Origin of the sequence: Pseudomonas sp. S37, from assembly GCF_016658545.1 — a bacterium.
Classification (GTDB): domain Bacteria; phylum Pseudomonadota; class Gammaproteobacteria; order Pseudomonadales; family Pseudomonadaceae; genus Aquipseudomonas.
The window spans coordinates 15,824-30,402 of sequence record NZ_JACVZC010000076.1; the positions used below are offsets into that span (position 1 = coordinate 15,824).

The following is a 14,579-nucleotide window of genomic DNA, read 5'->3' on the forward strand; positions in this document are numbered from 1 at the left end:
CAAGCCGGTAGTGATCGGGTGAGCAGCTATGAGTGATTTACCGATCGAAGGTTTTGCGAGCAGCAACGACAACTCGGCGATGGTGCTGTTGGTCGATGACCAGGCCATGATCGGCGAGGCGGTGCGGCGTGGTCTGGCCAACGAAGACAACATCGACTTCCATTTCTGTGCCGACCCGCACCAGGCGGTGGCGCAGGCTATGCGCATCAAGCCTACGGTGATTCTTCAGGACCTGGTCATGCCTGGCCTGGACGGCCTCACCCTGGTGCGCGAATACCGTAACAACCCGGCCACCCAGGACATTCCGATCATCGTCCTGTCGACCAAGGAAGACCCACTGGTCAAGAGTGCGGCGTTTGCTGCCGGGGCCAACGATTACCTGGTCAAGCTGCCCGACACCATCGAACTGGTGGCACGCATTCGCTACCACTCGCGTTCCTACCTGACCTTGCTGCAGCGTGACGAGGCCTACCGTGCCCTGCGCGTCAGCCAGCAGCAGTTGCTGGATTCCAACCTGATGCTGCAGCGGCTGATGAACTCCGATGGCCTGACCGGGTTGTCCAACCGTCGTCACTTCGACGAGTACCTGGAGCTGGAGTGGCGCCGGGCCATGCGTGAACAGCAGCAGCTGTCTTTGCTGATGATCGACGTCGACTACTTCAAGGCCTACAACGACAGCTTCGGCCACCTGGCCGGCGACGAAGCCTTGCGCCAGGTCGCCGAGTCCATTCGTGGCTCGTGCTCGCGGCCGACCGACCTGCCAGCGCGCTACGGTGGCGAAGAGTTCGCCCTGGTACTGCCCAACACCTCGCCCGGCGGGGCGCGGCTGGTGGCCGAAAAGCTGCGCCAGACCGTGCTCGGCCTGGGCATCCCGCACACCGCGCCGGTGGCGGACTCGTTCCTGACCGTGAGTATCGGCCTGGCAACCCAGACCCCGGCCGTTGGCAGCCACTGCCGGCAGCTGATCTCGGCAGCGGACAAGGGCCTGTACCAGGCCAAGAACAGCGGGCGTAACCAGGTCGGTATAGCCTGACAAGCTAAAGTACTGAAGTTGACGCGGCCCTCTGTGGGAGCGGCTTTAGCCGCGAACACCGGCGCAGCCGGTGCCATGCACCGAGTCGCCGTCTTCGCGGGTAAACCCGCTCCCACAGGTGACCGTGTAATGCTGGAGTGGGCTATTCACACGCGACCGCCCGGCGGGTCTGCCGCCCTGCGGCGGACTCGGTTATACTCGCAGGCTTTTCACCGAATTCGTGCGAGTAGTCAGCCCATGGAAATCCAACCGATCCTGAACACCATCAAGGACCTCACCGAGCGTTCCCAGTCAATTCGGGGGTATCTTTGACTACGATCACAAGCATGACCGCCTGATCGAAGTCAACCGCGAGCTGGAAGACCCCAACGTCTGGAACAAGCCCGAGTACGCCCAGGCCCTGGGCCGCGAGCGTGCCATGCTGGCGCAGGTGGTCGAGACCCTGGACAAGATGGCCAATGGCCTGTCCGACTGCAAAGACCTGCTCGACATGGCCGTTGAGGAAGAAGACGAAAGCGCCGTCAGCGACGTCGTGACCGAGCTGGAAGGCCTGGAAGAAAGCCTGGCCCAGCTTGAGTTCCGTCGCATGTTCAGCGGCGAGATGGACATGAACAACGCCTACCTGGACATCCAGGCCGGCTCCGGTGGTACCGAAGCGCAGGACTGGGCCAACATCCTGCTGCGCATGTACCTGCGCTGGGCCGACAAGCGTGGTTTCGACGCCACCATCATCGAGCTTTCCGAAGGTGAAGTGGCCGGCATCAAGGGTGCCACCGTGCACATCAAGGGCGAGTACGCCTTTGGCTGGCTGCGTACCGAAATCGGTGTGCACCGCCTGGTGCGCAAGAGCCCGTTCGACTCCGGCGCCCGTCGCCACACCTCGTTCTCGGCGGTGTTCGTCTCGCCCGAGATCGACGACAAGGTCGAGATCGACATCAACCCGTCCGACCTGCGCATCGACACTTACCGCTCCTCCGGTGCCGGTGGTCAGCACGTGAACACCACCGACTCGGCCGTACGTATCACCCACGTACCGACCAACACCGTGGTGGCCTGCCAGAACGAACGTTCGCAGCACGCCAACAAAGACACCGCCATGAAAATGCTGCGGGCCAAGTTGTACGAGCTGGAAATGCAGAAGCGCAACGCCGCTTCGCAGGCACTGGAAGACAGCAAGTCGGACATCGGCTGGGGCCACCAGATCCGCTCCTACGTGCTGGATGACTCGCGCATCAAGGACCTGCGTACCGGCGTCGAGCGCAGCGACTGCAACAAGGTGCTGGACGGCGACATCGACCAGTACCTGGAAGCGAGCCTCAAGCAGGGCCTGTAAGCCGCACACCACTGCCGCGCTACCGGCCAACCGCCGGTAGCGTGTGCCCTGCCCGACAAGGGCAACGAATACCTGATGGAAAGAATGACGACATGAGCGACCTCAAGACCGAATCGCAAGACCTGCAACAGGAAGAAAATGCCCTGATCGCCCTGCGCAAGGAAAAACTTGCCGCCGAGCGCGCCAAGGGCAATGCCTTCCCCAATGACTTCCGTCGCGACAGCTACTGCAACGACCTGCAGAAGCAGTACGCGGACAAGACCAAGGAAGAGCTGGAAGCAGCCGCGATTCCGGTCAAGGTCGCCGGCCGCATCATGCTCAACCGTGGCTCGTTCATGGTCATCCAGGACATGACCGGCCGCATCCAGGTCTACGTCAACCGCAAGACCCTGCCGGAAGAAACCCTGGCAGCGGTCAAGACCTGGGATCTGGGCGACATCATCAGCGCCGAAGGCACCCTGGCCCGCTCCGGCAAGGGCGACCTGTACGTCGAGATGACCAACGTGCGCCTGCTGACCAAGTCGCTGCGCCCGCTGCCCGACAAGCACCACGGCCTGACCGACACCGAGCAGCGCTACCGCCAGCGTTATGTCGACCTGATGGTCAACGAAGAAACCCGCCACACCTTCCGTGTGCGTTCGCAGGTGATCTCGCACATCCGCAAGTTCCTCATCGAGCGCGACTTCCTCGAAGTCGAAACGCCGATGCTGCAGACCATTCCGGGTGGTGCCGCGGCCAAGCCGTTCGAAACCCACCACAACGCCCTGGACATGGCCATGTTCCTGCGTATCGCGCCGGAGCTGTACCTCAAGCGCCTGGTGGTTGGCGGCTTTGAAAAAGTGTTCGAGATCAACCGCAACTTCCGTAACGAAGGCGTTTCGACCCGTCACAACCCAGAATTCACCATGCTTGAGTTCTACCAGGCCTACGCCGACTACCGCGACAACATGGACCTCACCGAGGAACTGTTCCGCGAGCTGGCGCAGCTGGTACTGGGCAGCACCGACGTGCCGTACGGCGACAAGGTGTTCCACTTCGGCGAGCCGTTCGTGCGCCTGTCGGTGTTCGACTCGATCCTCAAGTACAACCCTGAGCTGACCGCTGCCGACCTGCAGGACGTCGACCGTGCCCGTGATATCGCCAAGAAGGCCGGTGCCAAGGTGCTGGGCCACGAAGGCCTGGGCAAGCTGCAGGTGATGATTTTCGAAGAGCTGGTCGAGCATAAGCTGGAGCAGCCGCACTTCATCACCGAGTACCCGTTCGAAGTGTCGCCGCTGGCCCGTCGCAACGACGACAACCCGGCCGTTACCGACCGCTTCGAGCTGTTCATCGGTGGCCGCGAAATCGCCAACGCCTACTCCGAGCTCAACGATGCCGAAGACCAGGCCGAGCGCTTCCTGGCCCAGGTGGCCGAGAAGGACGCCGGTGACGACGAAGCCATGCACTACGACGCCGACTTCGTCCGTGCGCTGGAGTACGGCATGCCGCCAACTGCCGGTGAAGGCATCGGCATCGACCGCCTGGTGATGCTGCTGACCAACTCGCCGTCGATCCGCGACGTGATCCTGTTCCCGCACATGCGTCCACAGGCCTGAGTGAAGTGAACAAGCCGCCTTTCGAGGCGGCTTTTTCTTGCCTGAAGCATTATGTTGTCTGTACCGGCCTCTTCGCGGGTAAACCCGCTCCTACAGGGACCCCACTGCCCCCAGGCCCTGTGCAATCCCTTGTAGGAGCGGCTTTAGCCGCGAAGAGGCCGGCACTGACAAAACACTGTCCATGAGGTATCCCCGTGACACCCGCCATGCCTGACCAGGGCGCCGCCGGCATCGCCACCGCCGTCGCCGAAAGCGTGCAATACCAAGGCCGCAAGACTGCCCGCCAAGGCAGCGAACAGCGCCGCCAGCTGATCCTCGACGCCGCCATGCGCATTGTCGTGCGCGATGGCGTGCGCGGTGTGCGCCACCGCGCCGTGGCCGCCGAGGCCGGTGTGCCGTTGTCGGCCACCACCTACTACTTCAAGGACATCGAGGACCTGCTCACCGATACCTTCGCCCAGTACGTCGAGCGCAGCGCCGCCTACATGGCCAAGCTGTGGGCCAACACCGAAGTGGTGTTGCGCCAGCTGCTGGCCCAGGGCGATGGCAGCCCGCAGGCACGGGCCCGGCTGGCTGACGAAGTGGCGCGCATGACCGCCGACTATGTGCAGCGCCAGTTGCTCAACCGCCGTGACTTCCTGATGGCCGAACAGGCCTTCCGCCAGGAGGCGCTGCTGTGCCCGCGCCTGGCCGAACTGGTGTGTGCCCATGAGCAGATCCTGCTGCACGGCACCCGGCAATTGCTGCAGGTGGTGGGTTCGCGGCAACCGGAGCAGGACGCCCAAATGTTGACGGCGATTATCGAGCAGATGGAATATCAAGGCCTGCTCAAGGATGCCGATGCGCAAGCCGATGGGCAGATGCTCGCTATGCTTACCCGATACTTGCAACTGGTGCTGGCATCGGCCTGAGCGAGACCCACTTTTCAAGGAGAACCTGATGAAAGCCTGGCGTGTGGTGTTGTTGACTTTGTCATTCCTGCTGCTGGGCGGTTGTCTGGTGACCTTCCATGAGCCGTTGCCGAGCAACCAGGCGGCGCCCAAGGCCTTGCTGGGCAAGTGGAGCAGCAAGGACGCCTGGGGTGAGCCGCTGAAGCTTGTGATCAGCCGCAGCGGTGGTGATGCCTACAAGGCGGTGGCCACGGCCAAGGGCAAGGCCCCTGAAGAATACGTGTTCACCGTGTCGCGCCACGGCAACCGCTGGTACCTGTCGGCCGGCGTGCCCAAGCGCCTGGGCGGCAATTTCCTGATCGGCGGGTTCGACATCGTCGATGGCAAAGAGTTGGTGGTGTACAACCTGGATGTCGAGCAGGTGCAGCAGGCGGTGGACAAGAAGGAACTGACCGGGCGCAGTACCGAGGTGCCGGAAGACAACGGCGACGGCGTGCTGATCGACAGCCCGTCGGCGCGGGTGCTGGCGTACCTGGACGACCCGGCCAACTCCGACCTGTTCGTTGAAGTGGCGCGGTTCCAGCGTTCCGGCAAGTAATTACCTGTGCCGGCCTCTTCGCGGCTAAAGCCGCTCCCACAGGTACTGCACAGGTCCTGAATACTGTGGGGTCCCTGTGGGAGCGGCGTTAGCCGCGAAGAGGCCAGCACAGGTTTCTTGTACTAGAAAGGAGTCCCCCGGTGGACGAATACCAGCAAACCATCCGCGCCCTGTCCGACCGCATCGTCGCGGCGCAGACCCCGATCCGGGTCCTGGACGCGGTGAAATGGGACGACAACATTCGCCAGGGCTTCCTCAAGGCCAAGGGCAAGGAGCCGCCGGCAGTCGACCGCGCCTATTACCAGTCGCGCCCGCTGTCGTTCGACTCCAGCGCGGTCAAGGCCGAGTTCCAGGGCATTGAGCGCGACATCATTCGCCAACTCGGCCAGTTCAACCCGGTCGGGCAGATCATGAAGCGCATGTGCCGCGAGTACCGCATGGTGGTGCGCATGCTCGAAGCGCGCGGTACCGAGGACTTCGGCCTGATCTCCCAGGAACTGTATGGCGCGGCCTCGGATGCCTTCCACGCCGGTGACCCGACCCTGGCCGACCTGGGCATGATGTTCTCCGACTACCTGAACAACATCGACGGCCGCGGCGACCTCAAGGACGAACCGAAGAACCTGACGGCCAAAGAGGCCGTGGACATCCTCCAGCGCCGGCTGAACAAGGTGTTCGGCGAGGCCGAGGAAACCATTCGCGTATTCGAGTCTGACGGCATTGTCGCCGATGCGGCGGCCGGTGCCGACTACATCAAGGTGCGCGCCGACGCCATGTTCAACGTCCGCGACGTGCGTGCCCTGGAGGTGCACGAAGGGCTGGTGCACGTGGGCACTACGCTGAACGGCCAGAACCAGCCGATCTGCACCTTCCTGGCCAAGGGGCCGCCGTCTTCGACCGTTACCCAGGAAGGCCTGGCCATCCTGATGGAGGTCATTGCCTTTGCCTCCTACCCCAGCCGGCTGCGCAAGCTCACCAACCGCACCCGCGCCATCCATATGGTGGAGGAGGGTGCCGATTTCCTCCAGGTGTTCAACTTCTTCCGTGAGCAGGGCTTCGAAATGGCGCAGAGCTACAGCAACGCCAGCCGGGTGTTCCGTGGCTCGGTGCCCAATGGCCTGCCATTCACCAAGGACTTGTCCTACCTCAAGGGCTTCATCATGGTTTACAACTACATTCAGTTGGCCGTGAAGAAGGGCAAGCTTGAGCAGATTCCGTTGCTGTTCTGTGGCAAGACCACCCTGGAAGACATGCGCACCCTGCGCCAGCTGGTCGAGGAAGGCCTGGTCGAGCCGCCCAAGTACCTGCCTGAACAGTTCCGCGACCTCAACGCGCTGTCGGCCTGGATGTGCTTCTCCAACTTCCTCAACCACCTGAGCCTGGATCGCATTGAAGCCGACTACGCGAACATTCTCTGAGTCCTGCCGCCTGCTGGTGCTGGGCCTGGTCCTGCTGGGCCTTGGTGGCTGCAGCAGCCTGTTGTTCTACCCCGAACCTGGCCAGGCATTCACGCCTGAACGGGCCAAGCTGCAATACCGTGATGTCACCCTTGTGACTGCGGACGGCCTGCGCTTGCACGGCTGGTGGCTACCGGCCAAGGCGGGGGTCGAGGTCAAGGGCACGGTGCTGCACCTGCATGGCAATGGCGGCAACCTGCCAGGGCACCTGGGGGCCAGCTACTGGTTGCCGGAGCAGGGTTATCAGGTGCTGATGGTCGATTACCGCGGCTATGGCTTGTCCGAGGGCCAGCCGAGCCTGCCAGCAGTGTACAAGGACATCGACGCGGCCATGGCCTGGCTGGACCAGGCCGCCGAGGTCAAGGGCAAGCCGCTGGTGCTGCTGGGGCAGAGCCTGGGCGGCGCCCTGGCCATTCACTACCTGGCTGCCCACCCCGAGCAGCGTCAGCGCTTCAGCGCCCTGGTGTTCGATGGCGTGCCGGCCAGTTACCGTGCGGTGGGGCGATATGCCCTCAGCACCTCGTGGCTGACCTGGCCGTTGCAAGTGCCATTGTCCTGGCTGGTGCCGGACGGCGACAGCGCGATCCGCTCGATCGAGCAACTGAGCAGCCCGCCCAAGCTGTTCTTCCACAGCATCGACGACAACCTGGTGCCGATGGCCAATGGCATCCGCCTGTACCAGCACGCGCCACCGCCGCGGGTGCTGCAACTGACCCGAGGTGGCCATGTACAGACCTTCGCCGACCCGACGTGGCGCCAGGTGATGCTGCGTTTCCTCGATGACCCCAGCCATTTCAACGGCCTGCGGCGGCTTGCCGAAGTGCCCAATTTCCCTGACGAGAAGAACAAGCAATGAGTGAAGAACGCAACGCCATCCCGCTGATCCTGACCGGCGTCGGTAGCATCATCGTGACGGTGGGGGCCTTGTGGTACTACGGTTACCTGCATTTCGCCAAGCCCGAGGATGCCCTGTTGCTGCAGGACTTCACCATGCTCAAGACCATTCCGGGCGAGGACTACAAAGTATCGCTGGACCCGGCGCCCCAAGTGGCCCAGTGCCTGGATGGTGTGCTGGTGCTGTTCGACACCCAGCAAAAAGGCCTGACCGGCGTGCTGGTGGACAACCGCAAGCGCGCGGTGCGCTGCATGGGTGAGGAAACACCGCAGCAGGTGCAGTAAGCCATTCTCTCTGTTGCCTGTACCGGCCCTTTCGCGGCTAAAGCCGCTCCTACAACGACAGCGTCAACGCAGTCCGTGTAGGAGCGGCTTTAGCCGCGAAGAGGCCGGTACAGGCCCTGCATTGGGTTGAGCCAGTCGTTCCTTGAGTTTTCTTGCAAACTGCAGTTGTAACTCACTGTCCAGTTTTCGAAATTCCTTCCTGGCCCGCACATCGAATTCAAGGTCGTAACTTTTTGCTTCCTTCGGCTTCGTCGATGAGCTCATCAATATCCACTCGCACAGTGGGCCCACCACGCCGCTGGCGAACAAGCTCAGCCAGTTGCATATCGTCGATCAGTTCCATCATCGCTTCGTAGCGCTCGGGCGGAACCGCGTAAAAAGCCGGTTCGTTGCGATTGAGGATGACCACGGTTTCACCGGCAGCTTCGCGGATAGTGCCCATGGGGTCTTTCTTCAGGTCTGTGATGGATGCTGCCAGATCGGCAAGAACAGGGTAGGTCATAGTTGTATCAACCCATGAGAGTGGTTGTAGATGGAGGAAGTCTAGTGCTTCGCAAAGTACTTTTAAAGGTGCTTTTTTCGATTTGAGCCCAAGAAAAACCCCGCCACTAGGGCGGGGTTGGGTGCATAGCCAACCGGTCTTACTGGCTGACCTGGCTCACCGAGCGTGGCGCCACCGGCTGGTTGTCGTTGGAAATGGTCACTTCCACCCGACGGTTCTGCGCGCGGCCCGAGTTGCTGCTGTTGTCCGCTACCGGGTACTCCTTGCCATAACCCTGGGACACGACACGCGCGGGGTCTACGCCGGCACGTACCAGCGCCATGCGCACGCTGTTGGCACGGCGCTCGGACAGGGTCTGGTTGTAGTTGGCCGAGCCGACGCTGTCGGTGTAACCCTCGACGATCACCTTGCGCTCCGGGTTTTCCTGGAGGAACTGCGCCAGCTTGGTGATGTTCGGGTAGGCGTTGCTCTTGAGTTCGGCCTTGTTGAAGTCGAACAGCACGTCACCGAAGGTTACCAGCGTACCGCGGTCGGTCTGCTTGGCGTTCAGGCTGTCCTGCAGCTTGGCGATCTGCGCGTCGCGGGCGTCCAGCTTGGCCTGGGCGCGCTGGGCCGCGGCGTTTTTCAGCTCACCTTCGGCGGTGCGCAGGGCGATGGTCTGCTTGGCCACCTCGACGCGCTGGTTGGTCAGGTAGGCCAGCTGGTCGACCTTCTTCTGGTCTTCACGGTCCATGTAGGCCTTGTCGGCCTTGTTCAGCCAGTCCTGGGCATCCTTGGTTTCCAGCGCCGCAACCTTGCTCGACTGCGGGTCGCTCTGCAGCGCCGAGAAGTTGGTACGGGCCGATTCGAGGTTGGCGTTCGGGTCGTGCGAGCAGGCAGCAAGACCGACGCTCAGGGCCAGCAGGGCGGGAATCATGACGTAATTGCGCATAGTGTTCATCCTTTGATCGTGTGCGAAGGCTAAGGTTGGCGGGGCAGGGCTCACTGAGCGCTGCGCAGGCCTTCCTCACGTACGTCCTGAACGCCCTGGCGGGCATCCTGCACGGCCTTCTGGGCCTTGGCCGCCTGGGCCTTGCGTTCGGCGAGGCGCGCGTCCCACTCGGCCTGTTCGGCCAGGCGCTTGGCGTCGTCGTACTTTTTATCGTGCATGGCGATTTCGGCCTGCTTGAACTTGTCCTGCGCCGCTTTCATTTCCACGGCGGCAAACTCGGTGCCGCCAGCGCTGACGGCGGAGTTCACGGCGGACTGGGTAACGGCATACTGCTCGGTGGGCGGGTTGCCCGCACAGCCGGCCAGGACCAGGCTACTGCCCAGGGCCAGCGCGGCCAGCTTGAACCCGCGCACATGAGTGGATGACAGTTTGCTAGTGCGGGTTTTCATGGTGGTCAGCTCCATTGGATCACTCCTGATAACGATGTCCGTAGCAGTCCATCGCTCATTCCCTGACAAATCCGCGCGCTGAAATCAACGGTGCACAACGGCAGGTGTGCAGGGTTTTAGCGTGATGGCTATTGGCTGTGACTGGAGCGTTTTTCGGATAGTTCAGAAAAAAGTGCCCATTGCGGGCAAGTATTTCTGACTGATCGGTCAGTGTGAATTTTCTGGAACTTTCAGCGGCTGAAACGGTATTCCGGGCCTTGGCATGGCCCGGAACGGTGATGCAGGGCGTTAATTGTTGCTGTCGTCGGCGGGGTTGCTCAAGGTGTGCAGGTGCTGCCGGGAGAGGGACAGAAAGCGCGGCGTAGAGCCCACATCTTCGTACAGCGGGTCGCCCTCTTCGTCGGTGGCGATGACCTGGCGGCCTTGCACATAAGGGAAGCTGGCTTCCACTTCTTCAAGCGCGGCGGCTACCAGTTCGCCGAGCAGTTCCTCGGCTGTGCGTTTGGGGTACATGTCGATCAGCGCGGCCAGGCGCGCCTCGGACTCCAGGTCCAGGTGCAGGACATGGCCCGTGCGGCTGAGGGTGCCGGCGGCATTCTGTTCCCAGTGCTGGGCGAGTTCACGGATTTTCATGATGACCTCTGTAAACGCCTCGTAGGGCATGCATAGCATCGGAGTGCTGTGCTTTCACTTTAGTTTGCTTTGGCTGATCACGGCTTGCCATCGTTGCCCGGCTGTGGGCACTCTTCGGAAATGTACTGCAGTCCCCTGTGGGAGCGGGTTTACCCGCGAAGAAGCCAGCGCGCTGCCTGGCACCGGCTTCGCCGGTGTTCGCGGGTGAACCCGCTCCCACAGGTCTGCGACCAGCCTTGAATGGAATGCAGGGAGAGAGGGGCCAATGACCGATATCGATGTGCGTTTGCGTGAAGATGTCCATGTGTTGGGTGAGCTGCTGGGCGAAACCATCCGCCAGCAGCATGGCGATGCGTTCCTGCAGAAGATCGAAGCCATCCGCCACAGTGCCAAGGCCGACCGCCGTGGCCCTGGCGAGCAACTGAGTTCGACCCTGGCGGACCTCGCCGAAGAAGACCTGCTGCCGGTGGCCAGGGCCTTCAACCAGTTTCTCAACCTGGCCAACATGGCCGAGCAGTACCAGTTGATTCGCCGCCGCGACGCCGACCAGCCCGAGCCGTTCGAGGCGCGGGTGCTGCCCGAGTTGCTGGCGCGTCTGAAACAGGCCGGCCACAGCAACGATGCCTTGGCGCGGCAATTGGCCAAGCTCGACATCCAGCTGGTACTCACCGCACACCCCACCGAAGTGGCCCGGCGCACGCTGATCCAGAAATACGACGCCATTGCCGGCCAGTTGGCCGCACAGGACCACCGTGACCTGACCCCGGCTGAACGCCAGCAGGTGCGCGAACGCCTGCGCCGGTTGATCGCCGAGGCCTGGCACACCGAGGAAATCCGCCGCACCCGGCCAACCCCGGTCGACGAAGCCAAGTGGGGCTTCGCGGTAATCGAGCATTCGCTGTGGCACGCCATCCCCAGCCACCTGCGCAAGGTCGACAAAGCCCTGCTGGATGCCACCGGCCTGCGCCTGCCACTGGAAGCAGCGCCCATCCGCTTTGCCTCGTGGATGGGGGGTGACCGGGATGGCAACCCCAACGTGACCGCCGTGGTCACCCGCGAGGTGCTGCTGCTGGCGCGCTGGATGGCTGCCGACCTGTTCCTGCGCGACATCGACGCGTTGGCCGCCGAACTGTCCATGCAGCAGGCCAACGATGCCCTGCGCGAGCAGGCCGGCGACAGTGCCGAACCTTACCGCGCCGTGCTCAAGCAATTGCGCGACCGCCTGCGCGCTACGCGCGCCTGGGCGCATTCGGCCTTGACCAGCAACCAACCGGCCAGCGCCGAAGTCCTGGTAGACAACCGCGACCTGGTTGCGCCGCTGGAGCTGTGCTACCACTCGCTGCACGAATGCGGCATGGGCGTGATTGCCGAAGGCCCGTTGCTCGACTGCCTGCGTCGCGCCGTCACTTTTGGCCTGTTCCTCGGCCGGTTGGACGTGCGCCAGGACGCGGCCCGCCACCGTGATGCACTCACCGAAATCACCGATTACCTGGGCTTGGGGCGTTATGCCGACTGGGATGAAGAGCAGCGCATCGAGTTTCTCCAGGCCGAATTGAAAAACCGCCGGCCGCTGCTGCCTGCGCATTTCAAGCCGCAGGCAGATACCGCCGAAGTGCTGGCCACCTGCCGGGAAGTGGCTGCAGCACCGGCGGCCTCGCTGGGTTCCTATGTCATTTCCATGGCCGGTGCCGCCTCGGACGTGCTGGCGGTGCAGCTGCTGCTCAAGGAAGCCGGCCTGACCCGGCCGATGCGCGTGGTGCCGCTGTTCGAAACCCTGGCCGACCTCGACAATGCCGGCCCGGTGATGCAGCGCCTGCTGGGCCTGCCGGGCTACCGTGCCGGCCTGCGCGGCCCGCAGGAAGTGATGATCGGCTACTCCGACTCGGCCAAGGACGCTGGCACCACGGCGGCGGCCTGGGCGCAGTACCGGGCCCAGGAGAACCTGGTGCGCATCTGCGCCGAACACCAGGTCGAGCTGTTGCTGTTCCACGGCCGTGGCGGCACGGTCGGGCGCGGTGGTGGCCCGGCCCATGCGGCGATCCTGTCGCAGCCACCGGGGTCGGTGGCGGGGCGTTTCCGCACGACCGAGCAGGGCGAGATGATCCGCTTCAAGTTCGGTTTGCCGGGCATCGCCGAGCAGAACCTCAACCTGTACCTGGCCGCCGTGCTTGAAGCCACCCTGTTGCCACCCCCGCCACCGCAGCCGGCCTGGCGCGAGGTGATGGACCAGTTGGCCGCCGATGGCGTCAAGGCCTACCGCAGCGTAGTACGGGAAAACCCCGATTTCGTCGAATACTTCCGCCAGTCGACGCCGGAACAGGAACTGGGGCGCCTGCCGCTTGGTAGCCGCCCGGCCAAGCGCCGCGCCGGTGGTATCGAAAGCCTGCGGGCCATCCCGTGGATTTTCGGCTGGACCCAGACCCGGCTGATGCTGCCGGCCTGGCTGGGCTGGGAGACGGCGCTGAGCAATGCGCTGGCGCGCGGCCAGGGTGAGCTGCTGGCGCAGATGCGCGAGCAATGGCCATTCTTCCGCACCCGCATCGACATGCTGGAAATGGTGTTGGCCAAGGCCGATGCGCAAATCGCCGAGGCCTACGACGAACGTCTGGTGCAACCGCACTTGCTTGCTTTGGGTGCGCACCTGCGCGACCTATTGTCGCAGTCGTGCCAGGTGGTGCTGGGCCTGACCGGGCAACCGGTGCTACTGGCGCACAGCCCCGAGACGCTGGAATTCATCAGCTTGCGCAACACCTACCTGGACCCGCTGCACCGCCTGCAGGCCGAGTTGCTGGCCCGCTCGCGCAGCCGCGAAGCCGCTCTGGACAGCCCGTTGGAGCAGGCCTTGCTGGTGACCGTGGCCGGTATCGCCGCAGGCTTGCGCAACACCGGCTGAAGGCATGCCAGGGCCCTGCCGGGTATGTGCCGTGCAGGCCCGGCGCAAGGGCGGGGAGGGTGGTTGCGCCGGGCGCAACCGCCTGCCTGGTCAGCCGCAAGTGGCGCATTCCTGCAACTTTGGGACGCTTGTCTGGCTGCCGGGCGCTGTGTATCTTGAGCAGCCTTCTGACCGATTTATGGTCATACCCGATTTTCCGGACTTGGCCCAGGTTGCCGAATCCATTGAATTTCATAAAAAAATTTGAGGAGCACGAGATGCGCGTAATTCTGCTGGGAGCTCCCGGGGCCGGTAAAGGTACTCAGGCAAAGTTCATCACCGAAAAGTTCGGTATCCCCCAGATCTCCACCGGTGACATGCTGCGTGCCGCCGTCAAGGCCGGCACCCCGCTGGGCCTGGAACTGAAGAAAGTCATGGATGCCGGCCAGCTGGTTTCCGACGAGCTGATCATCAGCCTGGTCAAGGAGCGCATCGCCCAGCCTGATTGCGCCAATGGCTGCCTGTTCGACGGTTTCCCACGCACCATTCCGCAAGCCGAAGCCATGGTCGCTGCCGGTGTCGACATCGACGCCGTGGTCGAAATTGCCGTGGACGACGAAGAAATCGTCGGCCGCATGGCTGGCCGCCGCGTGCACCTGGCCTCGGGCCGCACCTACCACATTCAGTACAACCCGCCGAAAGTGGAAGGCAAGGACGACGTCACTGGCGAAGACCTGATCCAGCGCGACGACGACAAGGAAGAAACCGTTCGCCATCGCCTGTCGGTTTACCACAGCCAGACCAAGCCGCTGGTGGACTTCTACCAGAAGCTGTCGGCTGCCAATGCCGGCAAGCCGAAGTACAGCCACATCGAAGGCGTTGGCTCGGTTGAAGCCATTACTGCCAAGGTCCTGGCAGCCCTGAGCTGATCCGCACCTGGCGCACCTCGACAACGGCCCGCTTGCGGGCCGTTGTTGTTTCTGGCTTTGGCCTGACGCGATCCCTGTAGGAGCGGCCTTGCGTCGCGATGGGGCGCGCAGCGGCCCCACAATTTCAGCTTCGCCGCAGAAATCGCCGGGGGGGCGTTTGGGCCCCGGGCGGGCCCAG

General features: G+C 63.2%; 14 protein-coding genes. 10 read left to right on the plus strand and 4 right to left on the minus strand.

The window, feature by feature from the left end; all coding sequences use genetic code 11:
- The first annotated feature begins 28 nt into the window (after positions 1–28).
- From wspR to IAE39_RS20030, 8 genes are all read left to right on the plus strand, one after another.
- Complete coding sequence (gene wspR / locus IAE39_RS19995; RefSeq protein ID WP_201205741.1) at positions 29–1,033, plus strand: Wsp signal transduction system regulator diguanylate cyclase WspR; 1,005 nt, start codon at positions 29–31, stop codon at positions 1,031–1,033.
- Between the two features lie 237 nt (positions 1,034–1,270).
- Positions 1,271–2,366 (plus strand): peptide chain release factor 2 gene (gene prfB, locus IAE39_RS20000; protein WP_201205743.1). Its coding sequence is split into 2 segments (ribosomal slippage): positions 1,271–1,342 and positions 1,344–2,366, totalling 1,095 coding nucleotides; the frame shifts between segments, so codons are not numbered across the junction.
- Positions 2,367–2,458: 92 nt separating this feature from the next.
- Positions 2,459–3,961: a lysine--tRNA ligase gene (gene lysS / locus IAE39_RS20005; RefSeq protein ID WP_012270790.1), complete on the plus strand. Its 1,503-nt coding sequence runs from the start codon at positions 2,459–2,461 to the stop codon at positions 3,959–3,961.
- A 206-nt stretch (positions 3,962–4,167) separates the two neighbouring features.
- Complete coding sequence (locus tag IAE39_RS20010) at positions 4,168–4,872, plus strand: TetR/AcrR family transcriptional regulator (RefSeq protein WP_201205756.1); 705 nt, start codon at positions 4,168–4,170, stop codon at positions 4,870–4,872.
- 28 nt (positions 4,873–4,900) lie between these two features.
- Positions 4,901–5,449: a hypothetical protein gene (locus IAE39_RS20015; RefSeq protein ID WP_003258915.1), complete on the plus strand. Its 549-nt coding sequence runs from the start codon at positions 4,901–4,903 to the stop codon at positions 5,447–5,449.
- A 140-nt stretch (positions 5,450–5,589) separates the two neighbouring features.
- On the plus strand, positions 5,590–6,867 hold the full coding sequence (locus tag IAE39_RS20020) for a flavohemoglobin expression-modulating QEGLA motif protein (RefSeq protein ID WP_012270793.1): 1,278 nt from the start codon (positions 5,590–5,592) through the stop codon (positions 6,865–6,867).
- Complete coding sequence (locus tag IAE39_RS20025) at positions 6,839–7,762, plus strand: alpha/beta hydrolase (protein ID WP_201205745.1); 924 nt, start codon at positions 6,839–6,841, stop codon at positions 7,760–7,762. The genes IAE39_RS20020 and IAE39_RS20025 overlap by 29 nt, the downstream gene beginning before the upstream one ends.
- The gene (locus IAE39_RS20030) at positions 7,759–8,085 is read left to right on the plus strand and encodes a hypothetical protein (RefSeq protein ID WP_125857655.1); all 327 of its coding nucleotides are present in this window, start codon (positions 7,759–7,761) and stop codon (positions 8,083–8,085) included. Before IAE39_RS20025 ends, IAE39_RS20030 begins: the two co-directional genes overlap by 4 nt.
- A gap of 217 nt (positions 8,086–8,302) precedes the next feature.
- On the opposite strand, the gene IAE39_RS20035 is transcribed toward IAE39_RS20030, so the two are convergent.
- The 4 genes from IAE39_RS20035 to IAE39_RS20050 form a co-directional block, all read right to left on the minus strand.
- Complete coding sequence (locus tag IAE39_RS20035; RefSeq protein WP_201205747.1) at positions 8,303–8,587, minus strand: type II toxin-antitoxin system Phd/YefM family antitoxin; 285 nt, start codon at positions 8,585–8,587, stop codon at positions 8,303–8,305.
- A gap of 139 nt (positions 8,588–8,726) precedes the next feature.
- Positions 8,727–9,518: an OmpA family protein gene (locus IAE39_RS20040; protein ID WP_201205748.1), complete on the minus strand. Its 792-nt coding sequence runs from the start codon at positions 9,516–9,518 to the stop codon at positions 8,727–8,729.
- Positions 9,519–9,568: 50 nt separating this feature from the next.
- Positions 9,569–9,982: a DUF4398 domain-containing protein gene (locus IAE39_RS20045; protein ID WP_201205750.1), complete on the minus strand. Its 414-nt coding sequence runs from the start codon at positions 9,980–9,982 to the stop codon at positions 9,569–9,571.
- Positions 9,983–10,255: 273 nt separating this feature from the next.
- Positions 10,256–10,600 (minus strand): pilin assembly protein, encoded by a 345-nt coding sequence (locus IAE39_RS20050; protein WP_201205752.1) that lies wholly within the window; start codon positions 10,598–10,600, stop codon positions 10,256–10,258.
- Positions 10,601–10,865: 265 nt separating this feature from the next.
- On the opposite strand from IAE39_RS20050, the gene ppc reads away from it, so the two are divergent.
- Both ppc and adk read left to right on the plus strand, forming a co-directional pair.
- Entirely contained in the window at positions 10,866–13,493 is a 2,628-nt protein-coding gene (gene ppc / locus IAE39_RS20055; RefSeq protein ID WP_201205754.1) for a phosphoenolpyruvate carboxylase, read from the plus strand.
- 257 nt (positions 13,494–13,750) lie between these two features.
- Positions 13,751–14,401, plus strand: a complete 651-nt coding sequence (gene adk / locus IAE39_RS20060) for an adenylate kinase (protein WP_029885102.1) — start codon at positions 13,751–13,753, stop codon at positions 14,399–14,401.
- Positions 14,402–14,579: the final 178 nt, after the last annotated feature.